Genomic DNA, 24,460 nt, shown 5'->3' with positions numbered 1-24,460 from the left:
ATTCCGGCCGGCACCTCGTCGCCAGAACCCATAGCAGCAAGGAGCTTCCCCGATGTGTGATGTGTCCGCGATTCCCGGACTCGCCGAGCTGCGGGCGCAGACCGACGGGGACAGCGACATCTGCATCGCCGTACTGGACAGCCCGGTCGATCACGACCACCCCGCGTTCGACGGTGCGAACTTCAGCCGTCTTGCCGGGCCGTGGCCGCCTGCCGACTTCGACGGCCCGACCGCGGCCCACGGCACCATCGTGTCGAGCGTCATCTTCGGACAGTCCGCCGGGCCGGTGTTCGGCGTCGCCCCTGGCTGCCGGGGAATGAGTGTGCCGGTGTTCTCCGGGCGGCATCCCCGGACGTCCCAACTGGATCTGGCACGGGGAATCGAGCGTGCCGTGGCGGCGGGCGCGCACGTGATCAACGTGAGCTGTGGCCAGCTGAGCCCGTCGGGTGAGGCCGAGGACATCCTGGCCAGGGCGATCGAGTACTGCCGGGACAACAACGTTCTCGTGGTGGCCGCCGCGGGCAACGAGGGTTGCTTCTGCACCCACGTGCCCGCGGCCCTGCCCTCGGTGCTCGCCGTCGGCGCCCTCGACGACGATGGCCAGCCGATGGAGTCGAGCAACTGGGGCGCGGCGTACCGACGGCAGGGCATTCTCGCGCCGGGGTCGAACATCCTCGGCGCGGTGCCGGGCGGTGCGACCGACACCCGATCCGGCACCAGCCTGGCCGCGCCGATCGTGGCCGGGGTGGCCGGCCTGCTGCTCAGCCTCGAACTGCGGCGCGGTCGCGAACCCGACCCGCTCGCGATCGGCGCCGCGTTGCTGCGCAGCGCCGACCCTTGCGAGTACGACGACGCTTCCGTGTGCGCCCGTTATCTGACCGGGAAACTCAACATAGAAAGAGCGGTGCAAGCTGTGTCCACTGAAATCTCAGGGGCGACCGGGATCGCCGAGCAGCCCTGTGCTTGTGGCGGTACAGAAGCCGATGCGCAGGGCTGCGGGTGCGTGTCGGCATCGGAGATCGCCGCCGAACCACCGCCAGCGCGCATGCCGGAGCCCGTGCCCGCCGTGCCCGCGCCGCAACTCGTCGCGGCGTCGTCGATGCCCGCGCAGGCGCCCGCCGCGCCCGCGCCCGCGGTGACCATGTCCGACAACGCGTCCGACGCGGCCAAGCAGTTGGTCTACGCGATCGGCTCGATCGGCTACGACTTCGGCAGCGAGGCCCGCCGGGACGCGTTCAAACAGCAGATGCCGCAGGTGCACGTGGCTGGGGCACCGGTGGAGAACTCTGGCGACGTGAAGCTGATCAGTGCCCACCTCAGAAACGTGACGGTGGTCAACCGGCACAACAAGCGGCACATCACCGCAGGCGAGATCGAGACCGCCGTCTACGAATACGTGGTGCAGGGCGAGCCCCCGGTCACGGTCACGGTGCCCATCATGGACGGCACCATCAGTGCGGGCATCCTTGAGAGCGGCGACCTGGATGGCAGCACTCTGTACAACGGCGTGATCACCGAGGCGGCCATCCTTGGCGCCAAGCAGATGATCACGGTGGCCGCCAACCCCTACGACCCGGTCCAGATGTTGGACCATCTGGTGCACCGCCCGTCCGAGGCACGGGCGCTGATCTGGACGATGAACCTCGAACTCACCCCGATCTACGCGCTCACCCCGTTCGGCCCCTACGGCGCGGACGTGTACGAGCAGTTCGTCTGGATCTTCGCTGGGCAGATGGTCGCCCAGGGCTTCGAGAAGCAGGTCGTGCGGATCCTGAACGAGAGCCCGGTGTACCGGGACAAACTGGAAAGGTCCATCCGGTCCGGGGACGGAGTGCCGAACTACGAACGGTTTGCTCTGCCCGGCCAGCAGGACGACCAGACCACCAAACTGTTCTCCGGTCAGGTCGTCCCCGGCGTGATCGTCACCGAGACGCGTGGCGTGGTCGGCTGGAACATCAACCAACTGATCGACCAGGCGTGCCAGGTGGTGCTCGACGAGGAGAACAGCCGCCGCCTGCGTGAGAACACGAGTCTCGACAAGGCCCATCAGCTGCCACAGCTGAGCGAACTGCCTGCCGCGCAACTGGACAAGCTGAAGCAGCAGATCCGCGACTTCCTGAACAAGCTCTACTTCGAACTGCGCAACCTGGGCCAGATGTCGCAGGACCGGGCCATGAACTTCGGCGCCACCAACGCTTTCCAGGCTGTCCGCATCCTGGTCAACGCGCAGGTGAAGGAGCTCGCGCTGGACACGGTCGGCGCACAGAAGAGCCCGTACATGCGGGTGGACTCGGACAGCTGGGACATCCTGCTCCGGTTCTTCGATCCGAGCAACCTCAACGTGGCCAGGACGGTCTACCGGTTCAGCGTCGACGTCAGTGACGTCATGCCGGTGCTCGTCGGCGAGGTCCGGCAGTGGACCGAGACGTGATGTGAGAGGAGACCGATGATGTACCAGCCGATTCAGGCGCCGCCGGTGCACAGGCCGGACCTGGTGGACGCGCTCAAGTTCTATCTGCCCAACATCGACTGCATGACCTCACGTCAGCTCGACGACATGAAGAACAACCTGTCGTCCGACACGAACTACAACGACCCGCAGGGGTTCAACTCTCCGTCCGCGGCACGGATCAGGTTGTCCTGTTGGCCGGGATGGTAGTCGGGTCGGACACCACGGCATCGCCTCGGGCGTGTCCCGCCGAAACCGAACCGGTGTCGGCGCTCACGGTCGAGGCGATCCCGGGGGTTCGTGAACTGTGGCGGCACACGCTCGGTGACCCCGACGTCACCATCGGCATGGTGGAGAGCGTGCCCGATCTGGACCACCCCTGCTTCGACGGGGCCAGACTCACCCTGATCGAGCCGCGTTGGCTCCCGAGGATCGATCCGATCAAGCCCTACCGGGAGCATGCGACCTTCGTGGCCAGCCAGCTGTTCGGGCAGCCGAACAGCCCAGCGCCTGGGCTGGCGCCCCGCTGTCGCGGTGTGATCGTTCCCATCCTCCGCGACGAGGCGACGACCCTGGATCCGCTCAACGCGGCCAGGGCGGTGGAAACACTGGTGGAGGCCGGCGCCGACATCATCCACTTCGCCGGCGCCAGCCCTACCCTCTCCGGAGACACCGAGGACCTGCTCAAGCGCGCCATCCGCCGCGCGGCGCAGAACGGCGTGCTGATCGTGGCGCCGGCAGGCAACGAGTACGGCGAACGCCGGTCGATCCCGGCCGTCCTGCCGGAGGTGCTCGCGGTCGGCGCGCATGACGCGGACGGCGCGATGATGCGGTTCAGCAACTGGGGTCCTGCCTACGCCGGGCACGGCATCGTGGCGCCCGGCGACAACCTCCGCGCGGCGTTGGTCGGCGGGGGAACTGTGGTGCACAAGGGAACAAGCGTTGCCGCGCCGATCGTCAGCGGGGTGGCGGCGTTGCTGGAGAGCCTGCGCCGCCGGCATGGGCTGCCGCCGGATCCGCGCCTGGTGGGCCGGGAACTGCTGGCCAGTGCGCGACCGTGTGAGCCGGACCAGGTGCACGGCGAGCCGGACCGGTGTCTGAGCGGCCGGCTGAATGTGCCAGCGGCGACCCGGCGAGTGCTGGCCGACCTGCCGGGCGTCGGCGCCTCCGCGCTGCCCGCGGTGATGTCGCGGGCGTTCGCACTCGGCACGCTCGACTACGACTTCGGCACGGAGGAGCGGCTGGAACAGTTCACCAAGGCGATGGCCAGGTTCGACCCGCCACTCAATCCGCACAAAGCGCCCGACATGATCACCTATCTGGGCCGGGCGCCGGACGCGAGCCAGGACCTGATCTGGACGCTGAACCAGGACCAGGGCCCGATCTACGCGCTGGAACCACATGGATCCTACGGCGACAAGCTGTACGAGTTGCTCCGCGCGCTGCTGGCCGCGCAGGTGGCCCGGCGCATCGAGCGGATCAGCGTGCCCGGCAGGCTCGAGGGAGGAATGAGCCGACTGCAGACCGGGCAGAACCTGCCCGTGCTCGGCATCGAAGTGTTGCGTGGCATCTACGGCTGGTCGACCGAGTCCCTCGTGGACGACGCACTCGGACCCGACCACGATCCCGAGGTCCACACGGCGCTGCGGCAGTTCCTCGACACCGTGTACTACGAACTGGCCAACCGGGGCACGGCGTCCCGCAACCGGGCACTGAACTTCGCCGCCACCAACCCGCTGCAGGCCGCGCAGGCGATCACCGCCGCGACCGCGGCAGGCATGAAACTGGCCGACATCACCGTCGCCAAGAGCCCGTACTGCCGGATGGGCAGCGACTGCCAGGAGGTCAAGCTGAGATTCCACGACCCGGCCGACGGCTCACGGGCGTCGTGGATCTGGCGCTTCACGATCGACGTCGGCGACCTGCTCCCAGTGACCGTGGGCGAGCCACGGGCATGGCCGGAGATCTGAGAAAGAGAGAAGGGAACGACATGACCGACGACCTGGTGGTGCCGTGGGAACTGCACGTACCGGACGCCGACGTGCATCTCGTGGGGTACGGAATGCGGCTGCCCAACGATTTCACCCTGGAAACCCTGGCCGTGCTGAAGCGGTGCACGCGGGTGTTCGGGATTCCGCCGATCCACGCGCCGGAGTTCGGGCTCCCCGAGATGGAAGACCTGTGCCAGCACTACGCGCCGGACAAGAACCGCCTGGAGACCTACCAGGAATGGCTGGACATCGTGCTCGAAGCGGCGGACGCCGAGCCACCGGTCGCCCTGGCCACGTACGGCAGCGCGATGGTCGGCGCACTGGTGACGCACCGGATCCTGGAGGAGGCGCCGCGGCGCGGCCTGACCGTGCACGTCAGCAACGCGGTGTCGTCGATCGACGGCATCTGGGCCGACTTCAACATCGAACCGTTCTACGGCTTCGAGATCTGGGAGGCCACCGCGTTCGTGAAGCTGGGGATCGAGCCCGACACCCGGACGAACCTGATGCTGCCGCAGGCACCGCTCTACGGCGTACGCGGCGGCCCCGACCTGGCGAACTCGAAGATGGAGACCAGTTCGACCGTCACCCGGCTACGGGACCACCTCCTGCGGTTCTACCCGCCCGGCCACGAGGTGCACTTCGCCATGACCGGCTCCGGTGTCGGCCCGCGCGCGGCGGACCCGGTCATCGAAACCCTTACGCTCGAACAGCTGGACCATCCCGGCAGGCAGACCCTGAGCACGCTGCTGGTGCCCCGGCTGGATCCGGCGAACAGCCACCGGCTGGACTTCCAGCGCTCCGGCCGAAACTCGGCGATGGTGTGACGTAACAAAACGACGGTGCTCGCTCGCGACTTCGCGAGCGAGCACCGTCATTATGGGACGATCACCCTGAGTCGATCACACGGAGCCGATCCTGCAGTCGAAGGTGTTCTTCGAGCGGCTCGCCATGTGGCCGAGGCAGGCGCCGAGCTGTTCCTGACCGTAGGCGTTGGGGTGCAAGGACTCCTGCACGTAGCCCTGCGCCAGTCCGCCTATCCAGCGGATCCACTCGCTGTTGCGCTTGGCATGGGGGTGGCCCAGTGTGTCTCCGCTGTTCGACTGGGAGACGCCCTTGGCGCATACCTCGTGTCCCTCGAGCGCGTTCCGGAGTTCGAGATATTCCGCCGCTGTCGCGCCCGCCGCCCTCCTGATCGTGGAGGCGAGGTCGGGCAGGACGTCGTTCCTCGCCCAGTCGGCGTCCACGTTGTAGATCGGACACCCACCCTCCTCGAATCGCTGCTTGTACGTTTCCGGGTACCTGTTGTCCTTACCGGCAGGCATCGGTACCGGGTAGGACTGGACGACCATCCGGTAGCTTCCGTTGCGGTAGCCGGCGTTACGCATCACGTCCTGAACCGCTCGCACGGTGTCCCGGACCTTCGGATACAACGCGGTGATCCGCTGCTTCACCGGACCGGCCAGGGAGGTATTGCAGTAGTAGTACAAGGTGAAAGCCGTGACACACGACTTGATGATGTCGCCGAACCCGATGTCGTTGCCGCCGATCGACAGCACGACGAGTTTGATGTCGCGGCTCGACGCATAATTCCTGAGCTGCTGGACCTGCGGGGCTTCACCCTTGAACGAGTTTTTGGTGACGTCGGTCGTCGTGGCTCCGGAGCAGGCTATGTTGAGGCGGTTTACCGGGGTGATCCTGAACACTTCACGATTGACCCTGACCTTTTCCACGTGAGTTATCTCGGCGCCGATCGACCGGTCGCACTCCGCTGCCGAGGTTCCGTAGATCAGCTTGGGGTCGTACGAGCACGACGTCTCGGCGCGGTTGCAGTTGTACGCCGCGAGGTCGGTGCCGTACCGGCTGCCGTAGGGATAGTTGCCGTTTCCTCGCCAGCGGCCCGCCTCCCCTGAGATGTAGCTGTCACCCAGCGAGATGATCGCCGGAGCCTTGACGGCGGTGGCCGGTGGAACGTTGACGATTGTCGCCGCGACGAGTAGCGCGGTGGCAAGCGTGCCGGAAATGAAGCGCGCGCGCATGACATATCCAATCTGTGTGAATAATTGGCCGGTGCGAAGCTAAACATGGACGCGCGCGCGTCCCGAATAAATTCACCCTATTTTGGTGTGAACCGTGCGTCGATTACGTGCTGGTCGTCGGCGTCGCCGCTTCGCTGAGCGCGGCCATGACCGCGGCGACGGCAGGCGGGTCGGGTGGGTCGCCGTAGGTGGCGGCGTAGATCCGGCGGTGGAAGTCGGTGAGTTCGGTGGCGTGGATGTCGGGTCGGCGGTGGGCTTGGAGCGCGAGGCCCGGCACGGTGGTGACGCCTATGCCCGCGGCGACGAGGGCTTGCACGACGACCATGTCGTCGCTGTGTGAGGCGATGCGCGGGGTGAAACCCTCGTGCCGGCACATGGCGGTCAGCTCGGCCTGACACCGGTCGCAACCGCCGATCCAGGCGGAGTGGCGGTGGTTCGCGAGGCTGTCGCCGGGTCGCAGGCTGATGAGGAAGATCGAGTCGTCACCGATGTGTGCGAGGCGGAATCCCTCCTCCTCGACCGGGGCGTCGGCGTAGCGGAAGACGAGGGCGACGTCGATCTCGCCGTGTCGCAGCATCCGCAACGCTTCGACCGGGTGCCGCTCGTACAGGTTCAGGTCGAGTCCCGGGTGCGCCCGCCTCAGTGCGGCGGCCGCCCTCGGCACGATCGTGCTCAGCGTGGATGCGTTGGCGGCCAGCCGGACCTGCCCCGCCTGCAGGCCGACCTGTGCGGCCAGTTCGGTGGTCGCCGCGTCGACCCGTCCCACGATCTCGGCGGCCCGGTTGGCCAGAAGCTGCCCTTCCGGCGTCAGCCGGATCCCGCGACCGATCCGCTGCACGAGCTTGACGCCGGTGGCGGCTTCCAGGCGGGCCAGGTGGTGGCTCACCGAGGGCTGTGAGTAGTGCAGCTGCTTTGCCGCTTCGGTCACCGAGCCGTGCCGGGCCACCGCCGCCAGGACCTTGAGGTGGATCAGGTTGAGCATCAATCAAGGATATCAATGTGTTCACGATGAATTTGGCATTAGACGTCATGTCGGGTCTCGTCCATGCTGACCTCATCGCGAAGGCACGAGGAGGAACAGCACAATGACCACACGCACGGGCGAGGTGACCTGCGACCTCACGATCTCGATCGACGGGTACGCGGCCGGGCTCAACCAGACCGAGCAGCGCCCGTTCGGCGACGACGGTGGCGACGGCTGGGGCGACAAGCTGCACGCCTGGTACTCCGAAGGTTCCGATGAGCACCCGGCCGAGTTCGCCAGGATGATGACGGCGAAGGCATTCATCATGGGGCGCAACATGTTCGGCCCGGTGCGTGGCGAATGGGATCGGCAGTGGAAAGGCTGGTGGGGCGACAATCCGCCCTACCACGGCCCGGTCTTCGTGCTCACCCATCACCCGCGCGACCCGCAGCCGATGGACGGCGGCACCACGTTCCACTTCGTCACCGACGGAATCGAAGCCGCGTTCGCACGTGCACGCGAGGCCGCGGGAGACGGCGGCATCTCCATCCATGGCGGCGCGACCACCGTCAACCAGTACCTCGCCGCCGGCTTGATCGACGAGATCCGGCTGCACGTCGTCCCGCTCATGCTCGGCGCGGGCACGCGTTTGTTCGACGGTGTCCCGCCGCGCAAGCTCGAGCAGGTGGAGTCGCGAGCGGCGGCCTCGGTCACCCACCTGATCTATCGCGTGCTGTCCTGACACCGAGCTCCCAGGGAGATCACCATGAGACCGGACGCCGTTCTGCGGTCCTTCATCGACGACGTGGAGTTCGTGGTCGGCACCACCGACGACGAGCAGGAGATCACCAAGCGGGTCGCGGAGCGGTTGTCCGCTCTGCTGGCCGGCGGCTACCGGCTCCCACCCGAGGTCACCCGGCCGTCGACCGAGCACCATGTCAACTACCCGCTCCACATCGCCCCCGACAACAGCTGGTCGTTGGCCGCCGTCGTCTGGAACGTAGGCCAGCGAACACCCGTGCACGGACACGAGACGTGGGGCGTCGTCGGCATCTACTCGGGAGCCGAACGCGAGTTCCGTTACGCCAAACCCACGGACGCCGAGCCGGGCAGGCCCCTCACGCCGGTCGGCGAGCACGTGTGGCAGCGCGGAGAGGTCACCGTGTGTTGTACGACCGACGACGACGTCCACAGCGTCGCGGCCGTCGGCGACGTTCCCACCGTCGGGATCCACCTGTACGGAGCCGATATCGGCACCATCGAACGGCGGCGGTACGACCCGGCGACCGGCGAGGTCCAGTGGTTCGCCTCCGGCTGGGACGCCCCGGCGGTCGACGACGGTGATCCTCTGTAGGAGCGCACGCCCCCGCAGAGGATCACCATCAGCCGATCAGATGCCCAGCCGGCACCCGGACAGGACGATCTCCTGGCCCAGCAGCGTCACCACTCTCACCGAGTACTGCGCCAGCTGCCCGTTCGGACCGTTCACCGTCTGGTTGAGGTACACGGTCGCGACGAGGGGGATCGAGATCGTCGTCGGCCCGGTGCCGATCGGCCTGCCATTGAGCGTGCCAACCCTCGACGACCCGCTCAGACCGCTTTCCGTTGCCACACAACTGGTCTCGATGTCGGTCAGGCTGATCGCGCCGCCCAGCAACGACGCACCGCTGATGTCGGCGGACGCGTCGGTGTGGCCGTTCGACGGGTCGAGCGTGCACTCCGCGTGCAGCGCCTGCACCGTCGCCAGCGCGGGCACCGTCACGGTCGCCGTCGTCAGGTTGCTGTTCGGCGGGCACGTCGCGTGCGGGGTCTTCGCCACGGTGATCACGCCGCTCGCGCTGAGGGCCCATGCCTCGGCTCGCACGTACGACACCAGCTTGACCACCGCGGTCGCCGAACCACCGTCGTCGTCGGTGACGGTCACGACCACCAGGTGCGCGCCGACCCCGGTGTAGGTGTGGGTTGCCGCGCAACTGCCAGAGCCCGCACCCTGGGTGACCGTGCCGACCTTCTGGGCCGAACCGTCGTCGAAGTTCACCGTGCACGTGTGCGTGTCGTTGGTCGCGATGTCGGTGAACGGCGCGGTGACGGTCACCGGCGCGCCGCGCAGCACGAGGGTGCCGTCGGCCGGGCTCGCGATGGTCACCCCGGGTGCGACGTTGGTCAGCGTCAGCTGGGTCGTGGCCGACACCGGCGGGTTCAGCCCGTCGTTGGCGGTGAGGCGCAGGGTCCACACCCCGTCGTCGGTGCATTTCACGGTGGTGCTGACGGCCGAGGCGTTGGCGAAGGCGCAGGTCGCGCCCGCGTCGACACCGGAGGCCGGCGTGGCGGTCCACTGCGTGGTCAGGTTCGGCCCGTCAGGATCGGTCACCAGGCCGGCGATCGCCACCGGGTTGCCTTCCTGGCCCGCGTACGGTCCGCTCGGGTCGACCGTCGGCGGGTCGTTGATGATGACGGTGACGCAGTCGGTCACCGAGCCGGTGCCGCCGTTGTCCTCGCCGTGGGCGGTCACGCAGATCTCGTGCGTGCCGGAGGTGAGCGGGCCGGTGGTGTACGAGTAGTCCACTGTGGCCGGACCGTTCTGCGGCAGTCCCGGGCTGGTCGCGGTCACCGGCGCCGCCGGGCCGCCGTCCACCGAGGCGGTGAGGGAGCTCAGTTCCGAGGCCAGCAGGTCCGGCAGCACGTCCGGCAGGTTCGCCGGGTCGGGGACCTGCACACAGTCGCCGCCGGTGCGGTCCGCGATCAGCTGCAGGCTGTCGCTGTACGCGCCGGTCTGGCAGGCGGAGCCCGCGCCGACGGCGAACGTGTGGATGTCGACGTTCGCCGGGACGGCGTCCAGCGCCGGGTTCACGTTGCCCGCCGACGCGCCGTCGGACAGGAAGGCCACGATCTTGCGCGGCTCGTTCTGGGCGTTGGTCACCGTGGTCGCCTTGGTCACCGCGTCCGGGAAGAAGGTTCCCGTGGAGACGTCGCGCACCGAGAACTGGCCGACGTGACCCTGGCTCATCGAGCCGAGCACCTCCTCCACGTCCCTTGCGCCGTTGGCGTTCTGGTCGGTCGCGGGACCGGTCAGAACCTGGTCACCGCCCGAGGGCTGCACGTCCGTCACGGCTGCGGAAGAGCCGAAGATGACCGCGCCGACCGTGCCGACCGGGGAGTCTGGGTCGGCGGCGAGCGTGTTGAGGGCCTGCGACGCCTGTACCTCGCACTGCAGCACGGTGCGGGCGGTGCCGTCACAGCTCGCCGCCGTGCTCCCGGACACGTCGACCACGTAGGTGAGCGCGGTGTCCTTCACGACCGCGGCCTCACCGACCGACGCCGTGCCCTCGACGGTCACCGGTCCCTGCGGGAACACCGTGTTGTCGGCGGGGCTGTCGATCGTCACCGAGATCGCGGTGCCACCGGGCAGTTGACCATCGACGGCGACAGCCGTGCCGGTGAACAAGGTCATCGCCGCGAAGGCGGAGATTCCGGATAGGGCCAGGGTTCTTCGTGTCATCCCGTCACATCCTCATTGTCAGGTCCCCGCATCTGTGTATCGGCGTGCCGAACTTCCCGTTGCTCCAACGATTCGGTGAACGAGCACGACCTGACCGGCCCATTCATATGACGAACGTCATGACCCGCCGGGGTGAGGATCCGGCCGAATTCCCTGTACCCGCTGGACCGGTCGCGAAATTCGGGGCGCCACCCGGGTACGGAAAGTTGCGTTGGCGGAATTGTGCCTTCAGCCCGTGCCGAGGAGGACGGCCGCTCCGGCGGAGGGGAGCGGCCCCTGTCAGTGCCCTCGGCCATCGGCCGCCCCGCGATGGTTGCGAATCGGTGGCGACGACGTATGGTCGAGCAGAACTAGAACAGGTTACAGTTGTGACCCGGCGGGGGTGGTGGATCAAGGAGCGGGAATGGCCAAGAAGGTGCCACGTGGCAGCGAGGCCGACTACGTGGTGGTCGGGTCGGGCAGCTCGGGAGCCGCGATCGCGGGCAGGCTGGCCGAGTCGGGCGCGCGTGTGATCGTGCTCGAGGCCGGTAAGACGGACAAGAAGCTGCTGCTCACGAAGCCCGGGATGATCGGCCCGTTGCACTCGGTGCCCCAGCTGAAGAAGCTCGTCGACTGGGGCTACTACTCGGTGCCCCAGAAGCACCTACTCGGCCGTGAGATGCCGGTGCCGCGCGGCAAGGTGGTCGGCGGCTCCAGCTCCGTGAACGGCATGGTCTACGTCCGAGGCAACCGCGCCAACTTCGACTCCTGGGCCGCCGAGGGCAATGTCGGCTGGGACGCGGACAGCGTGAACGCCGTGTACAAGCGCATGGAGGACTTCGAGGACGGGGAGAACGCCTTCCGCGGCGCCGGCGGACCGATCCGGGTCACTCGCAACAGGATCCCGCAGGAAGGGTCGCTGCAGTTCCTCCAGGCCACCGCCGACACGATCGGCTGCGCGGTCCTCGACGACTACAACGCCGAGTCGCAGGAGGGCGTCAGCCGGATGCAGCAGAACGCCGCCGACGGCCTGCGCTACAGCGCCTCGCGCGCCTACATCCACGACCTCGCGCCCGCGACGCTGGAGCTGCAGTCCGAGGTGCTGGTGACCAGAGTGGTCATCGAGAACGGCCGCGCCGTCGGCGTCGAGGTCACCGACCAGGACGGCACCCGGCGGACCGTTCGCGCGGGCAGGGAGGTCATCCTCTCGGCCGGGTTCGTCGGATCGGCGCAGCTGCTCATGCTTTCCGGCGTCGGTCACGCCGCGCACCTGCGGGAACACGGCATCGACGTGCTCGCGGACCTGCCGGTCGGCGACAACCTGCACGACCACATGTTCCACGCGCTGACCTTCCAGGCGTCGTCGAGCAGGAACAAGGGCACGGCACCGTACTTCGCCAGGGGCCTGGCCAGGGAGCTGGTCAGGCCGGGCACCACCTTCATGGCCAACTCGGTCTTCGAGGTGCTCGCGTTCCTGCGGACCTCCCAGGCCAGGGAGGTGCCCGACCTCCAGCTGCACCTCCTTCCGTGGGCGTACGTGTCGCCCAACCAGGACGAACCGATCCGGCACAAGGTCGACAAGCGCCCCTCGCTCACCGTGCTGGCGACGCTGATCTACCCGAAGAGCCGCGGCACGCTCCGGCTCGCTTCTGTCGACCCCACCGCCGCGCCGCTCATCGACTTCCAGTACCTGGCCGACCCCGCCGATCTCGAGGTGCTCGGCGAGGGCTCGGAGATGGTGCGTGAGATCTTCGCGTCACCGGCGTTCAAGGGGTCGGTCAAGGCGGAGAGCCATCCCGGCGAGAGACTGCGCGGCCAGGAGCTGCGTGACGCGATCCTCAACCGGGCCACGTCGGTCTACCACGGCGTCGGCACCTGCCGGATGGGCGTCGACGAGCTCGCGGTCGTCGGCCCCGACCTCAAGGTTCGGGGCGTCGACGGGCTGCGGGTCTGCGACGCCTCGATCATGCCGTCGATCACCGGCGGCAACACGAACGCGCCCGCCATCATGATCGGTGAGATGGGTGCGCGACTCGTCCTCGCGGACACGGCGGACACGGCGGACACGGCGGACACGGCGGACAAGCCAGACAAGTAGCGGTAAGGAGAGGTCCATGACCGTCACCCCTCTCGAGCCGGCCCGTCCGGCCTCGGTGACCGACGCGTTCCTGCGGCAACTCGTCGCCAGGGTGCCGGGTTCGTCCGGTGCGACCTGGCCGCTCACCGAGGTGTACACCGGCGCGGTCCTCGTCGGGCTGCCGCAGTCGACGCCGATCGACATCGAGGACGCGTTCGCCACGGCACGCGCGGCGCAGCGGCAGTGGGCGGCCACCCCGGTCAAGGAGCGGCTGGCGGTGTTCAAGCGGGCGCACACGATCTTCGTCGACAACGCGCGCACCACCACCGATCTCATCCAGGCCGAGAGCGGCAAGAACCGGCGGATGGCCATCGAGGAGACCTGCGACCCGCCGATGGTGATGAGCCACTACCTCAAGCGGGCCGCCAAGCTGCTCGCGCCGGTCAGGCGTGGCGGGCCGGTGCCGCTGCTGTCCACGTCGACCGAGATCCGGCAGCCCAAGGGCGTCGTCGGCATCATCGCGCCGTGGAACTTCCCGTTCGCCACCGGCATCTCCGACGCCATCCCGGCGCTGATGGCAGGCAACGCCGTGGTGCTGAAGCCCGACAACAAGACGGCGCTCTCCCCGCTCTACGGCGTGCGGATGCTCGAGGAGGCCGGGCTGCCGGCGGGCCTGTTCCAGGTGGTGTGCGGCGAGGGTCCGGACGTCGGCCCCACGCTCATCGACAACGCCGACTACGTGATGTTCACCGGTTCCACTGCCACCGGCAGGGTGATCGGCGAACGGGCGGGGAGGAACCTCATCGGCTGCTGCCTCGAGCTCGGCGGCAAGAACCCGATGATCGTGCTCCCCGACGCCGACATGGCGGACGCCGTGCAGGGCGCGGTATTCGGCGTGTTCGGCAACACCGGGCAGATCTGCATGCACATCGAGCGGATCTACCTGCCGGTGTCCAGGTACGACGAGTTCAGAGCCGCGTTCGTGGCCAGGGCGAAGGCGCTCGACGTCCGCGCCTCCTACGACTTCGGCCCGGAGATGGGTTCGCTCGTCTCCGTCGACCACCTGCGCCGCGTCACCTCGCACGTCGAGGACGCCATCGCCAAGGGTGCCACCGTGCTCTGCGGCGGCAGGCCCCGCCCCGACCTCGGCCCGGCGTTCTTCGAGCCGACGATCCTCGAGGACGTCACGAAGGACATGCTCTGCGGCGTCACCGAGACCTTCGGCCCCGTCGTCGCGCTGCACTCCTACCGCACCGTCGACGAGGCCGTGGCACTCGCCAACGACACCGACTACGGCCTCAACGCCTCCGTCTGGGGCAAGGACATCGCCGCCGCGCGCGCCGTGGCCGCACGTATCGAGTCCGGCAACGTCAACATCAACGACATCCTCGCCACCGCGTACGCCGCCAAGGGCACACCGTCCGGTGGCGTGAAGAACTCGGGCGTTGGCACCCGCCACGGTGACCAGGGCCTGCTGAAGTACACCGACGTCCAGAACATGGCGGTGCTCAAGAAGCAGGTCATGGGCCCCCGGCCAGGCCAGGACTACGCGAAGCACGTCGAAGGCGTGCTCTCCGGCCTGAAGATGATGCGGAGGACGCGCATCCGGTAGGGAATAGCCGATCGATAGCGGATTCATGGCGTGCGGGTGTCCCCTGGTATCAGGCAGGTTCATCGGGGTGCTGGAGGCGAGCCATGACTGCCACCACGACGTGTCCGAAGTCCATTCAGTGCGGATGGAACGGGGCCGGGGAGCGCGTCACGCTACCGGCGCTCATCGCGGGCGAGGACGTCGACGCGATCAGCATGCCTGCCGCCTTCGGTGCGCTCGTGCTGGCCGAACTGGACATCATGATGCTGGCAGGCCCGGTCCTCGCCGACGACGGCGGTTCGTGGACGTTCCTGGTCCAGCGCGCGGGCACTCGGCGGCCGGCCGTGCCCACCGACCTTCTCCCGCTCGGTGTCCGGGTCGTCCCGGCAGGCACCCTGGTCACGCCGCTCGCGACCGAGGACCACTCACCGGCGATCTGGTGGACCGTCATCGGCGCCGCCCGCCGCGTCGCCCATCGACACAGTCGTGTCGCCTGACGCGTTCACCAGTGCGTGTCGTCCGCGACGACGGACACGTGGTCGGCCGGGGCGGGTGCCGCCGCCGCGGCCGCGCCGAGCGCACCGAGCATCGCGGCGACGGCGACCAGCAGGGACAGCGTGAACGTGCGGATGGTGCGCATGTCGGCTCCTCCAGTGCTTTCGGCGGTGTCTCCGCCAGTGCCACACCAGTGGACCTCAAGGTGCTTCTCACCGGCTTCCCGTCCGCTTCCCGCGCGCTTACCGGACGTGGGAACCCGTGAGAAGCCGGTGAGAAGGCAGTGAGAAGTCACGGAGAAGCCGGTCCCGGCACCGTTGGCGGCGTTGATGACAACGCCGATCGAGGGACCGCCGATGCGAACCGTGCTGCGACTGCGCACCCACGAGGTGCCGCCCGCGCTCACCGGGATCGACGCGCCGCGCACCGTGGTCGACGAGCTCGTGTGGCGGGAGGTCAGGAACAGCGGCGCCGGGGGTGGCGGCGCACGCCGCATCGGCCGCTGGCGCCTCGACCCGGGTTCTGACAACGGTTTCGCGCTGCTGTGGGGTACACACAGCGGCCACGGGATGCTGCTGCCCGCAGCGGGGCTGCGTGCCGTCCGCGCCGCCGCGCTGACCGTGACCGCCGCGCGGCTCTTCCTGTACTCCCGGGTCGCCACGGTGTCCGTGCTCGGCGGCGGGCTCGCCGCGCACGTCGTGCTCGCCGAACTGGCCGCGCACGTGCCGGGCATCAGCCACGTCGCGGTCTGCGCGCCGGACGGGTGCCCCTCGGTGCCCGCCGACCTCGCCGCCGACCTCGAACTGGCCGGCATCGGCCTGGCCGCCGCGGAGTCGGCGGCGGACGCGGGGTTCGGCGCGAACCTCGTCGTCCTCACCTGCCCGCCCGGGGAGCACGACGACTGGCAGCCTCCGCGTGGCGCGCTGATCGTCAACGCGTCCGGGCAGGCTCCGCCCGCGAGCGTGGTCGCGCAGGCGGACCAGGTGTTCGTCGACGACCGGGCGCACCCGTCCCGCGCAGGCCGGGTCACCGCGCGCCTCGGCCAGGTGCTCGCCGGCTCCCATCCCGGCAGGCGCGCACCCGACGACGTCGTGCTGGTCGACCTGCTCGGCCTGCACACCGGTGGGGTGTGGCTCGCCTACCGGCTGTATGAGGCGGCACGGAGCAAGGGCCTCGGCGTGCCGGTCCGTACCCCGGAATCAGGAGGGCTGTGACCATGACGGAGACCGCTGAGACCATCGCCGGTGCTGTCCAACGGCACGCGCACGAGCATCCGGACGACCCCGCGCTCGTGTGGCGCGACACCGTGGTGAGCTACCGTGACCTGGCTCGCGGCATGCGTGCCGCCTCGGCCGGGGTCGCCGGGCTCGCGCCCGGCCCGGTCGGGGTGCGCGCGGAGAAGTCGGCCGAGGCGGTCACCTTCGTGCTGGGGTGCCTCGCGGCAGGCCGGACCGCCGTGCTGCCCTCACCGTCGCTGCCCGAGGACACCCTCACCGCCCTGTTCGACAGTGCGGGCTGCGGCGCGGTCGTCACCGCCGCCGACCTCGCGGCGCTGACCGATGGCGACGCGGAACCGTTGGCACGCAACGACGTCGCGTTCACGCTCACCACCTCCGGCTCTACCGGCGTGCCGAAGCTGGTGCCGGTCAAGGCGGAGGCGGTCGAGCGGTTCACGCACTGGGTGCACGACCGGTTCGACGTCGGCCCAGGGCGCCGTGTCCTGAACTACGCCCCGCTGAACTTCGACCTGTGCCTGTTCGAGATCTGGGCGACCCTGCGGCACGGGGGCTGCGCGGTCCTGGTTGACGCGGCCGTCGCCGCGGACGGTGGCGCGCTCGTCGCCTTGGTCGCGGCCGCCGCGCCGCACGTTGTGCAGGCGGTGCCGTTGTTCTACCAGCTCGTCTTGGACGCGGCGGGGGAGCGGACGCTGCCGTCGGTGGCGCACGTGATCTTCACCGGCGACGCCATGAAACCGGGCAGACTGCCCGCGCTGCGTGCCGTGTTCGACAACGCCGCGTGTCACAACATCTACGGCTGCACGGAAACCAACGACAGCTTCCACCACGAGCTGCGCCCCGGTGACGACGACCGCGCCGCGCTGCCACTCGGCGTTCCCCTGCCCGGTGTGCATGCCGAACTGGTCGCCGACGGCGCGGTGCTCACCGGGCCCGGCACCGGCGAACTGGTGGTGCGCACCCCGTTCCAGTCACCCGGTTACCACGGCGCGGGGCAGCCGGGCGGGTTCGGCGAGCACCCCGTCCGGCGCGACGGCGAACGCTGGTTCCGCACCGGCGACCTCGTGCGCCGCGACGAGCACGGCGACCTGCTCCTGGAGGGCCGCGCCGACTTCCGCGTCAAGGTACGCGGCCAGCAGGTGTACCTGCAGCACGTCGAGACGGTGCTGCTCGCGAGCGAGGACGTGGTGGAGGCGGCCGCCGTCGCCGTGCCCGACGAGCACGCGGGCAAGCGGCTGCACGTCGTCGTCCGCCGCAGGGAGGGCAGCAGGCTCAACAGTCTGGTGCTGCGGAAGTACCTCGCCGAGCGGCTGCCGCCCGCCGCCATCCCGTCGACCGTCCACATCGGAGCGGAACCGCTGCCGAGAACCCCGACCGGAAAAGTGGACCGGCAGCACCTCGTGGCGCTGTCGGAGAAGAGGTGAACGGTAATGCAGAGCACGAACGTCATCACGTCCTGGATCGTCCGCGAGTTCCTGCCGGACGTCCACGAGTCCGAGCTGGAGTCCGACTACGACCTGCTCGCCAACGGGGTCATCGACAGCCTGGCGCTGCTGCGGGTCGTCGACTGGATCACCACCGAGTTCGACCTGTCGGTCGATGAGCTCGACCTCTCGCCGGACAACTTCCGCACCGTCGACAGCATCAGCGCGTTCGTCACCGCCGCCAAGTCCTGACATTCCTTACACACCACTGAAGAAGAGGAGCATCGCCATGATCGTCCGGAGCCTGTCCGAAGTGAAGCCCGTCGACTGGGGCAACGGCGTGTCCCGCCGGTTCCTGGTCGCGGCGGATGGCATGGGCTACACCCTCACCGACACCGTCGTGGCCGCGGGCACCAAGTCCCGGCTGGAGTACCGCAACCACCTGGAGGCCTGCTACTGCATCGAGGGGGAGGGCGAGGTCGTCGACATGGCGGGCAACTCGTACCCGATCACCCCCGGCACCATGTACGCGCTCGACCAGCACGACGCGCACTTCCTGATCGCGGCACCACACACCGACCTGCGGCTGGTCTGCATGTTCACCCCCGCCCTGCGCGGCGACGAGGTGCACTCGCTGGACGAGGCCCGCTCGTCGGCCTACTGACGCCGCACCGAAACCGAGACGAGGTGGGACCATGTTCACGCCGACCGAGGAGCAACAGGAGTTACGCGACGGGATCGGACCGTTCTGCGAGGCGATCAACGAAGGACACATCGAGCGCGACGGGAAGGCCGAGTTCGACCACGACGCGTGGAAGCTGCTGCGGAGCTCTGGCATTCTCGGCCTGCCGTTCGGACAGCGGTGGGGCGGGCTGGGGCAGGACCTGGTCACCACCATGTTCGTGCTGGAGGGGTTCGGGCACGGCTGCCGCGACGGCGGCCTGATCTTCTCCACGACCACCCACATGGTGAGTACCGGGGTGCCGCTGGCCCGCTTCGGATCGGCGGCACTGAAGGACCGCTATCTGCCCGCCGTCTGCGACGGTTCGCTGATCGGGGCCCACGCGATCAGCGAACCGGGCAGTGGCTCGGACGCGCTGGCCATGCGCACCACCGCACGCAGGACCGACGGTGGCTGGGTCCTGTCCGGCAGCAAGACGTTCATCAGCAACGCCCCCGTCGCCGACCTGATGGTCGTCTATGCCCGCAGTGACACCAACGCGGGCCCGCTCGGCATCACGGCCTTCCTAGTCGAGACGTCCTCACCGGGCTTCTCGGTCGGGCAGCCGATTCCCAAGATGGGCCTGAAGACCTCACCCATGGCCGAGGTCTTCCTTGACGACTGTTTCGTGCCGGACGCCAATGTCGTCGGCTCCCGCGGCATGGGCTTTCTCGTGCTCGACCACGTGATGAAGTGGGAGATCCTCTGCTCCTTCATCGTGAACGTCGGCGAGATGACCCACCGCGTCGAGCGGTGCGTCGACTACGCCAAGGAGCGGCACCAGTTCGGCAGGCCGATCGGCGCGAACCAGTCGGTGGCCAACCGGATCGTCGACATGCTGGTGGCGACCGAGACCGCGCGGAAGTGGCTCTACGACACCGCTGAGAAGCTCTCGCGCGGCGAGACCATCACCACCGACCTGGCGATCAGCAAGCTGGTCGCGAGCGAGGCCAACCTGTCCACCGCGCTCGCCGCGGTCAACGTGTTCGGCGGCAACGGGTACATGGCCGAGTTCGGGTTGGAGAAGGACGTGCGCAACGCGGTCGGCGGCACCATCTACTCGGGCACGTCCGACATCCAGCGCAGCCGCATCGCGGCGATGCTCACCCTGCCAACGAGCTGATTCGAGAGGACCCGAACGTGTCAGGAGAACTGCGACACCTGTGCGAGCCGACCGAGTTCATGGACCACGAGTCCCCGGTGGTCCGCGACTTCGTGGCGAAGACCCTGGACGGTACCGACCGCGACCCGGTCTCGGACGCGGTGCGGCTGTACTACGCCGTCCGCGACGGGCTGCGCTACGAGGTGTACGGCAACGACCTTTCCCACGCGGGCATGAAGGCCAGCGCGATCATCGAGCGCGGGTTCGGCTTCTGCATCCAGAAGTCGCTCACCTACGCGGCCTGCCTACGTGCGGTGGACATCCCGAGCCGCGTCGTGTACGGCGACGTGCGCAACCACCTCGCGTCGCCGAGGCTGCGCGAGCTGGTGGGCGGTGACCTGTTCCGCTTCCACAGCCTCACCCAGGTACACCTGAACGGGCAGTGGTTCAAGGCGACGCCGGTGTTCAACAAGCTGCTCTGCAAGCTGTACCGGATCACCCCGCTGGACTTCGACGGCACCGCCGATGCCGTGTACCACCCCTTCGACGAGCAGGGCCGCCAGCACATGGAGTTCCTGCGCTGGCACGGCGAGTTCGACGACTTCCCGTACGACCTCGTCATCGGCGCGTTCCAGACCTACCACCCGAAGCTGGTCGCCAGCAACATGTTCACCGCGAGCGGGTCCCTCGAGGACGAGTCCGCCGACCAGCGCGCCCTGCTCGCCACCGGAGGTGCCAAGTGACCGAACAGATCCGCTACCAGCTGCCGCAGGAGGAGATGCCGCGCACCTGGTACAACATCGCAGCCGACCTGCCGCCGATGGCGCCCGCGATCAACGCGAAGACGGGCAGGCCGATCACGCCAGAGGACATGATGCGCACCACCGCGCCCGGCCTCGTGGCGCAGGAGTTCAGCAGGGAACGGGAAATCGAGATTCCCGATGAGGTGCGCCAGTTCTACGCGCAGTGGCGGCCGACGCCGATGTTCCGCGCCCGCAGGCTCGAAAGGGAGCTGGGCACCCCGGCCAGGATCTACTACAAGTACGAGGGTGACGCCCCCACCGGCAGCTTCAAGCCGAACAGTGCCGTGCCGCAGGTGTACTACAACAAGCTGGCCGGCCGCAGCATGGTCGTCGCCGACACCGGCGCTGGGCAGTGGGGTGCGGCGATCGCGTTCGCCGCGTCGTTGTTCGGCTTGAAGGCCAAGGTGTTCCAGGTGCGGGTGTCCGCTGAGCAGAAGCCGCACCGCAAGACGATGATGGAGACCTTCGGCGCGGAGTGCATCCCCAGTCCCAGCAAGGAAACCGCGGCAGGCCGGGCCACGCTCGACGAGTTCCCCGACCACCCCGGCAGCCTCGCGGTCGCCAAGTCCGAGGCGCTGCAGGTGGTGTTCGACTCGACCGACGCGGGCTACACCCGCGGTAGTGCCGCCAACCACGTTTGCCTGCACCAGACGGTGATCGGGCAGGAGGCGAAGCGGCAGCTTGAGCTGCTCGACGACTACCCGGACGTCGTGATCGGCTGTGCTGGTGGTGGCAGCAACCTCGCCGGGCTCGCGTTCCCGTTCCTCGGCGAGAAGCTGGCAGGCGGCCGGGACGTGCGGCTGATCGCGGTCGAGCCGGCCGCGTGCCCGACGCTGACGCGTGGCCGGATCGCCTACGACCACTCCGACTCCGGCGGGATGACCCCGCTGCAGCGGATGCACACACTGGGCAACGGGTTCGTGCCGCCGCCCGTGCACGCTGGCGGGCTGCGGGCGCACAGCATCGCACCGCTGATCAGCTGGGTCACCGAGCTCGGCCACATGGAGGCCATCGCCGAGACGCAGAAGAGCGCTTTCGAGGCCGGTGTGTTCTTCCTGCGGACCGAGGGCGTGCTCGCCGCGCCGGAGGCCACGCACGCTATCCGCACCGCCATCGACGAGGCGGTCCGCTGCCGCGAGACCGGTGAGGAGAAGACCATCCTCTTCGGGCTCACCGGGCACGGCAACTTCGACCTGTCCGCCTACCAGCGTTTCGCCGCTGGCACACTGCCCGACGACTCTGTCAGCGAGGAAGCCCTCGCCGCCGGCCTTGCCAGCATCCCCACCGTTCCCGGAGAGCAGTCATGACATCCATGTCACGCACCAGTCTCGTGCAGTTCCTGTTGTTGGGCACCATCTGGGGCACCAGCTACACGTTCATCAAGGCCGCGCTCGATGGCCTGTCCCCCACACAGCTGGTGCTCGCCAGGCTCGGGCTCGGGCTGGTGTTCCTCATCGCCATCCTGCTGCTGTGGTCGATCGGCCTGCCGAAGATGGGCAAGGTGTGGGGCCACCTCGCGGTCGCTTCCGCGCTCGGCATGGTGATCCCGTTCCTGTTGCTGGGATACGGCGAGCAACGCACCAGTGCGGCGATGGCGGGCATGCTGATCGCGGTGCTGCCGTTGGCGACGCTCGCGGCGGTGACGATCTTCCTGCCGAGTGAGAAGGTCAGCAGGCGCAAGCTGTACGGGTTCCTGCTCGGGTTCGCCGGTGTGGCAATGATCGTCGCGCCGTGGCAGGGCGACCCCGGTGAGCTGACCGGTCAGCTGGCGGTGATCGCCGCCGCGTGCAGCTACGCCGTGCAGACCGTGTACATCCGCAAGTTCCTGGTGCCGCACGGGTTGTCGCCGGTCGCGCAGGCGGCCGGCCAGGTGATCATGGCACTGCTGCTGCAGATCGTGACGCTGCCCGCGTTCGGCTGGTCGACACCGGAGTTCTCGTGGCCCGTGGTCGTGAGCGTGCTGCTGCTCGGCGTGTTCGGCACCGGCGCCGCGTACGTGCTGTACTTCAAGCTGATCACCGACCTCGGCGCGGCGACCGCGTCGTCGGTGAACTACCTCGTGCCGGTGGTCGGCGCGGTGGCCAGCACGACCCTGCTCGGCGACAGCCTCACCTGGTACATGGTGACCGGTGTGCTCACGGTGATGGCCGGGCTCGCGATCGCGGAAGGCCGCCTGTCACGGAAGAAGACGACGCCGGCCCCGGCTCCCGCGCCCGCCACGGTCGAGAAGGCGGCGTCCAACGATGGCTGAGACCGGGTGGCGGCCCGCCGCGGGGTGGCGGGCCCGGCTGGGCATCCTCGTGATCGACAAGGACACCGTGCCCGAGGTGGAGTTCCAGGCGATGGCGCCTGCCGGGGTCACCGTGCACACGGCCCGGTTCGCGAGCCCGCGCCAGAGCGGCTCGGGCAGCTACGGCGACGACCCGGCGCGCACGGTGGTCGAGTCGCCGGACATCGCGACGGGGCTCGACTACCTCGGCCGGATCGGACTGGACGCCATCACGCTGTGCTTCGTGACCGGCAGCTTCTTCGGCGGCCTCGCGTTCGACGACGACTTCGCGGAGAAGGCGAGCGAGAAGGCCCACGGCTGCCGGGTCTCCACCGCGGCGGGAGCGATCCGGGCAGGGCTCACGGCGGCCGGGGTGCGGCGGCCGTTCCTGGTGGCGCCACCATGGTTCAACGACCTGATCGCCACCCACGCGCTGCGGTACTTCACCGACGCGGGCTTCGCGCCTGCGGGCCTGGTGCGCTACGACCTCGGCACGGCGTGGCAGGACAAGGAGCCGTGGCAGGTGTGGGACGCCAACGGCCAGCAACAGGTCCGTGCGGACGAGCTGTACCGGCAGGTGCGGGCGCTCGTGCCGGCCGACGCCGACGGGGTCGCCGTGCTGGGCAACGGGTTGCTGGCGGCCGACGCGGTGGCGCCGCTGGAGGCGGACCTCGGGATGCCGGTGGTGACGTCGAACCAGGCCGCGCTGTGGCACTGCCTGCGCGGCAGCGGGGTGTCGGCAGGCGCGGCCGGGTACGGCAGACTGTTCGATCTGCCCATGACCCCCGCGAAGGCATCCGTATGAGTGAGTACACGGTCACCGTGATCGGTGCGACCGGCAAGACCGGCAGGCACGTGACCCGCTACGCCGCCGAGCGCGGCTGGCGGGTGCGTGCGGCCGGCCGCCGCCCGGCCGCGCACGGCACGCTGGAACCGTTCGACTGGGACGACGAGGCGACCTGGACGTCGGCGTCGGCGGGCAGTGACGCCGCGTACGTGCTGATCCCGTTCAACCATCCCGGCGCGCCGGAACGCACCCCGGCACTGCTGTCGGCGATCTCGGTGGCCGGGGTGGGCCGGATCGTGCTGCTGTCCAGTCTGGACGTCACCGAGGCGGAACCGGACAGCCCGTTGCGACTGGCGGAGTCCAGGCTGGACAGCCTGCCGGGCGCGACGGCGGCGCTGCGCCCGACATGGTTCCTGGACAACTTCACCCACGGCTCGTTCGCGGGCATGGTCGAGGCGGGTGAGCTGCGCCTGCCCGCGGGGGAGGGCCGCATCCCGTTCGTCGACGCCCGTGACGTGGCCGCGGTCGGCGTGGCGGCCATGGCGGCGGACGGTCCCACCGGCCCGTTGCCGATCACCGGCCCGGCGGCGCTGACCCACCACGAGGTGGCGTCGGCGCTGCGTGCCGCGGGCCGCCCGGTGACCTACACCCCGGTGTCCGAGGACGAGTTCGTGCTCCTGATGACCGGCCACGGCTTCACCGCCGACTACGGCATCTTCCTGGCGGAGGCACTGACCCGAGTCGCAACGGGTGACCTGGTCATCCCGATCTCGAACACGGTCCCAAAAGTGACCGGCCGCCCAGCCCACAGCGCCACAGACTTCGCACAACACCACAAACCCTGACCCACCGAAGCCCCCGAGAGTCCACACCGAAGCCCCCGCGAGTCCACGGCTCGGGACCCGCGAGTCTGGGGTTCGGGACCGGCGAGTCCACGGTTGAGGACCCGCGAGTCTGGGGTTCGGGACCGGCGAGTCCACGGTTCGGGACCCGCGAGTCTGGGGTTCGGGACCGGCGAGTCCACGGTTCGGGACC

At 68.9% G+C, this 24,460-nt stretch carries 23 protein-coding genes; 19 read left to right on the top strand and 4 right to left on the bottom strand.

The window, feature by feature from the left end:
- The first annotated feature begins 52 nt into the window (after positions 1–52).
- The 4 genes from WBA97_RS06240 to WBA97_RS06225 are packed head-to-tail and all read left to right on the top strand — an operon-like array spanning position 53 to position 5,267.
- Positions 53–2,431, top strand: coding sequence for a S8 family serine peptidase (locus WBA97_RS06240; protein ID WP_424229733.1), 2,379 nt, complete (start codon positions 53–55; stop codon positions 2,429–2,431).
- Between the two features lie 15 nt (positions 2,432–2,446).
- Complete coding sequence (locus WBA97_RS06235) at positions 2,447–2,659, top strand: hypothetical protein (RefSeq protein WP_424229732.1); 213 nt, start codon at positions 2,447–2,449, stop codon at positions 2,657–2,659.
- Positions 2,660–2,712: 53 nt separating this feature from the next.
- Positions 2,713–4,419, top strand: coding sequence for a S8 family serine peptidase (locus tag WBA97_RS06230; RefSeq protein WP_424229731.1), 1,707 nt, complete (start codon positions 2,713–2,715; stop codon positions 4,417–4,419).
- A gap of 20 nt (positions 4,420–4,439) precedes the next feature.
- A complete protein-coding gene (locus tag WBA97_RS06225; RefSeq protein ID WP_424229730.1) occupies positions 4,440–5,267 on the top strand; it encodes an SAM-dependent methyltransferase in 828 nt (275 codons plus the stop codon).
- A gap of 75 nt (positions 5,268–5,342) precedes the next feature.
- On the opposite strand, the gene WBA97_RS06220 is transcribed toward WBA97_RS06225, so the two are convergent.
- Positions 5,343–6,479, bottom strand: a complete 1,137-nt coding sequence (locus WBA97_RS06220; protein WP_424229729.1) for an SGNH/GDSL hydrolase family protein — start codon at positions 6,477–6,479, stop codon at positions 5,343–5,345.
- Between the two features lie 103 nt (positions 6,480–6,582).
- Positions 6,583–7,461, bottom strand: a complete 879-nt coding sequence (locus WBA97_RS06215) for a LysR family transcriptional regulator (protein WP_424229728.1) — start codon at positions 7,459–7,461, stop codon at positions 6,583–6,585.
- Between the two features lie 103 nt (positions 7,462–7,564).
- Here WBA97_RS06215 and WBA97_RS06210 point away from each other — a divergent pair, with 103 nt between their 5' ends.
- Both WBA97_RS06210 and WBA97_RS06205 read left to right on the top strand, forming a co-directional pair.
- Positions 7,565–8,185, top strand: coding sequence for a dihydrofolate reductase family protein (locus WBA97_RS06210; protein ID WP_424229727.1), 621 nt, complete (start codon positions 7,565–7,567; stop codon positions 8,183–8,185).
- Between the two features lie 24 nt (positions 8,186–8,209).
- Positions 8,210–8,797 carry a hypothetical protein gene (locus WBA97_RS06205; RefSeq protein ID WP_424229726.1) on the top strand — a complete coding sequence of 196 codons (588 nt, stop codon included), beginning with the start codon at positions 8,210–8,212 and terminating at the stop codon, positions 8,795–8,797.
- A gap of 36 nt (positions 8,798–8,833) precedes the next feature.
- Here the strand turns inward: WBA97_RS06205 and WBA97_RS06200 are convergent, their stop codons facing one another.
- Positions 8,834–10,942, bottom strand: a complete 2,109-nt coding sequence (locus WBA97_RS06200) for a choice-of-anchor P family protein (RefSeq protein ID WP_424229725.1) — start codon at positions 10,940–10,942, stop codon at positions 8,834–8,836.
- 403 nt (positions 10,943–11,345) lie between these two features.
- On the opposite strand from WBA97_RS06200, the gene WBA97_RS06195 reads away from it, so the two are divergent.
- The 3 genes from WBA97_RS06195 (at position 11,346) to WBA97_RS06185 (ending at position 15,086) form a co-directional block, all read left to right on the top strand.
- On the top strand, positions 11,346–13,019 hold the full coding sequence (locus WBA97_RS06195; protein ID WP_424229724.1) for a GMC family oxidoreductase: 1,674 nt from the start codon (positions 11,346–11,348) through the stop codon (positions 13,017–13,019).
- A 16-nt stretch (positions 13,020–13,035) separates the two neighbouring features.
- Positions 13,036–14,610 carry a succinic semialdehyde dehydrogenase gene (locus WBA97_RS06190; RefSeq protein WP_424229723.1) on the top strand — a complete coding sequence of 525 codons (1,575 nt, stop codon included), beginning with the start codon at positions 13,036–13,038 and terminating at the stop codon, positions 14,608–14,610.
- Between the two features lie 83 nt (positions 14,611–14,693).
- Positions 14,694–15,086 (top strand): hypothetical protein, encoded by a 393-nt coding sequence (locus tag WBA97_RS06185; protein WP_424229722.1) that lies wholly within the window; start codon positions 14,694–14,696, stop codon positions 15,084–15,086.
- Between the two features lie 5 nt (positions 15,087–15,091).
- Here the strand turns inward: WBA97_RS06185 and WBA97_RS06180 are convergent, their stop codons facing one another.
- Entirely contained in the window at positions 15,092–15,229 is a 138-nt protein-coding gene (locus WBA97_RS06180; protein ID WP_424229721.1) for a hypothetical protein, read from the bottom strand.
- Between the two features lie 211 nt (positions 15,230–15,440).
- On the opposite strand from WBA97_RS06180, the gene WBA97_RS06175 reads away from it, so the two are divergent.
- Genes WBA97_RS06175 through WBA97_RS06130 form a run of 10 tightly spaced genes read left to right on the top strand, consistent with a single transcriptional unit; the run spans position 15,441 to position 24,270 of the window.
- Complete coding sequence (locus tag WBA97_RS06175) at positions 15,441–16,298, top strand: hypothetical protein (protein WP_424229720.1); 858 nt, start codon at positions 15,441–15,443, stop codon at positions 16,296–16,298.
- Positions 16,299–16,300: 2 nt separating this feature from the next.
- Positions 16,301–17,743: an AMP-binding protein gene (locus tag WBA97_RS06170; RefSeq protein ID WP_424229719.1), complete on the top strand. Its 1,443-nt coding sequence runs from the start codon at positions 16,301–16,303 to the stop codon at positions 17,741–17,743.
- Positions 17,744–17,749: 6 nt separating this feature from the next.
- On the top strand, positions 17,750–17,995 hold the full coding sequence (locus WBA97_RS06165; protein WP_424229718.1) for an acyl carrier protein: 246 nt from the start codon (positions 17,750–17,752) through the stop codon (positions 17,993–17,995).
- Positions 17,996–18,032: 37 nt separating this feature from the next.
- Entirely contained in the window at positions 18,033–18,407 is a 375-nt protein-coding gene (locus WBA97_RS06160; protein WP_424229717.1) for an ectoine synthase, read from the top strand.
- 31 nt (positions 18,408–18,438) lie between these two features.
- Positions 18,439–19,587, top strand: coding sequence for an acyl-CoA dehydrogenase family protein (locus WBA97_RS06155; protein ID WP_424229716.1), 1,149 nt, complete (start codon positions 18,439–18,441; stop codon positions 19,585–19,587).
- A gap of 17 nt (positions 19,588–19,604) precedes the next feature.
- Positions 19,605–20,309, top strand: a complete 705-nt coding sequence (locus tag WBA97_RS06150; RefSeq protein ID WP_424229715.1) for a transglutaminase-like domain-containing protein — start codon at positions 19,605–19,607, stop codon at positions 20,307–20,309.
- Complete coding sequence (locus tag WBA97_RS06145; RefSeq protein ID WP_424229714.1) at positions 20,306–21,676, top strand: TrpB-like pyridoxal phosphate-dependent enzyme; 1,371 nt, start codon at positions 20,306–20,308, stop codon at positions 21,674–21,676. The genes WBA97_RS06150 and WBA97_RS06145 overlap by 4 nt, the downstream gene beginning before the upstream one ends.
- Entirely contained in the window at positions 21,673–22,620 is a 948-nt protein-coding gene (locus tag WBA97_RS06140) for a DMT family transporter (RefSeq protein ID WP_424229713.1), read from the top strand. Before WBA97_RS06145 ends, WBA97_RS06140 begins: the two co-directional genes overlap by 4 nt.
- Complete coding sequence (locus WBA97_RS06135) at positions 22,613–23,443, top strand: maleate cis-trans isomerase family protein (protein ID WP_424229712.1); 831 nt, start codon at positions 22,613–22,615, stop codon at positions 23,441–23,443. The genes WBA97_RS06140 and WBA97_RS06135 overlap by 8 nt, the downstream gene beginning before the upstream one ends.
- Positions 23,440–24,270, top strand: a complete 831-nt coding sequence (locus WBA97_RS06130) for an NAD(P)H-binding protein (protein WP_424229711.1) — start codon at positions 23,440–23,442, stop codon at positions 24,268–24,270. The genes WBA97_RS06135 and WBA97_RS06130 overlap by 4 nt, the downstream gene beginning before the upstream one ends.
- The last annotated feature ends 190 nt before the right edge of the window (positions 24,271–24,460 follow it).

The sequence above is a fragment of the Actinophytocola sp. genome (assembly GCF_049647105.1).
GTDB lineage: Bacteria > Actinomycetota > Actinomycetes > Mycobacteriales > Pseudonocardiaceae > Actinophytocola.
Note: the sequence above shows the minus strand (reverse complement) of the source record. Positions and strands in the feature narration are given on the sequence as shown.

Coding starts and splice junctions, on each gene's coding strand:
- WBA97_RS06240 (WP_424229733.1), top strand. CDS start 53: ATGTGTGATGTGTCCGCGATTCCCGGACTCGCCGAGCTGCGGGCGCAG.
- WBA97_RS06235 (WP_424229732.1), top strand. CDS start 2,447: ATGATGTACCAGCCGATTCAGGCGCCGCCGGTGCACAGGCCGGACCTG.
- WBA97_RS06225 (WP_424229730.1), top strand. CDS start 4,440: ATGACCGACGACCTGGTGGTGCCGTGGGAACTGCACGTACCGGACGCC.
- WBA97_RS06220 (WP_424229729.1), bottom strand. CDS start 6,479: ATGCGCGCGCGCTTCATTTCCGGCACGCTTGCCACCGCGCTACTCGTC.
- WBA97_RS06215 (WP_424229728.1), bottom strand. CDS start 7,461: ATGCTCAACCTGATCCACCTCAAGGTCCTGGCGGCGGTGGCCCGGCAC.
- WBA97_RS06210 (WP_424229727.1), top strand. CDS start 7,565: ATGACCACACGCACGGGCGAGGTGACCTGCGACCTCACGATCTCGATC.
- WBA97_RS06205 (WP_424229726.1), top strand. CDS start 8,210: ATGAGACCGGACGCCGTTCTGCGGTCCTTCATCGACGACGTGGAGTTC.
- WBA97_RS06200 (WP_424229725.1), bottom strand. CDS start 10,942: ATGACACGAAGAACCCTGGCCCTATCCGGAATCTCCGCCTTCGCGGCG.
- WBA97_RS06195 (WP_424229724.1), top strand. CDS start 11,346: ATGGCCAAGAAGGTGCCACGTGGCAGCGAGGCCGACTACGTGGTGGTC.
- WBA97_RS06190 (WP_424229723.1), top strand. CDS start 13,036: ATGACCGTCACCCCTCTCGAGCCGGCCCGTCCGGCCTCGGTGACCGAC.
- WBA97_RS06185 (WP_424229722.1), top strand. CDS start 14,694: ATGACTGCCACCACGACGTGTCCGAAGTCCATTCAGTGCGGATGGAAC.
- WBA97_RS06180 (WP_424229721.1), bottom strand. CDS start 15,229: ATGCGCACCATCCGCACGTTCACGCTGTCCCTGCTGGTCGCCGTCGCC.
- WBA97_RS06175 (WP_424229720.1), top strand. CDS start 15,441: ATGCGAACCGTGCTGCGACTGCGCACCCACGAGGTGCCGCCCGCGCTC.
- WBA97_RS06170 (WP_424229719.1), top strand. CDS start 16,301: ATGACGGAGACCGCTGAGACCATCGCCGGTGCTGTCCAACGGCACGCG.
- WBA97_RS06165 (WP_424229718.1), top strand. CDS start 17,750: ATGCAGAGCACGAACGTCATCACGTCCTGGATCGTCCGCGAGTTCCTG.
- WBA97_RS06160 (WP_424229717.1), top strand. CDS start 18,033: ATGATCGTCCGGAGCCTGTCCGAAGTGAAGCCCGTCGACTGGGGCAAC.
- WBA97_RS06155 (WP_424229716.1), top strand. CDS start 18,439: ATGTTCACGCCGACCGAGGAGCAACAGGAGTTACGCGACGGGATCGGA.
- WBA97_RS06140 (WP_424229713.1), top strand. CDS start 21,673: ATGACATCCATGTCACGCACCAGTCTCGTGCAGTTCCTGTTGTTGGGC.
- WBA97_RS06135 (WP_424229712.1), top strand. CDS start 22,613: ATGGCTGAGACCGGGTGGCGGCCCGCCGCGGGGTGGCGGGCCCGGCTG.
- WBA97_RS06130 (WP_424229711.1), top strand. CDS start 23,440: ATGAGTGAGTACACGGTCACCGTGATCGGTGCGACCGGCAAGACCGGC.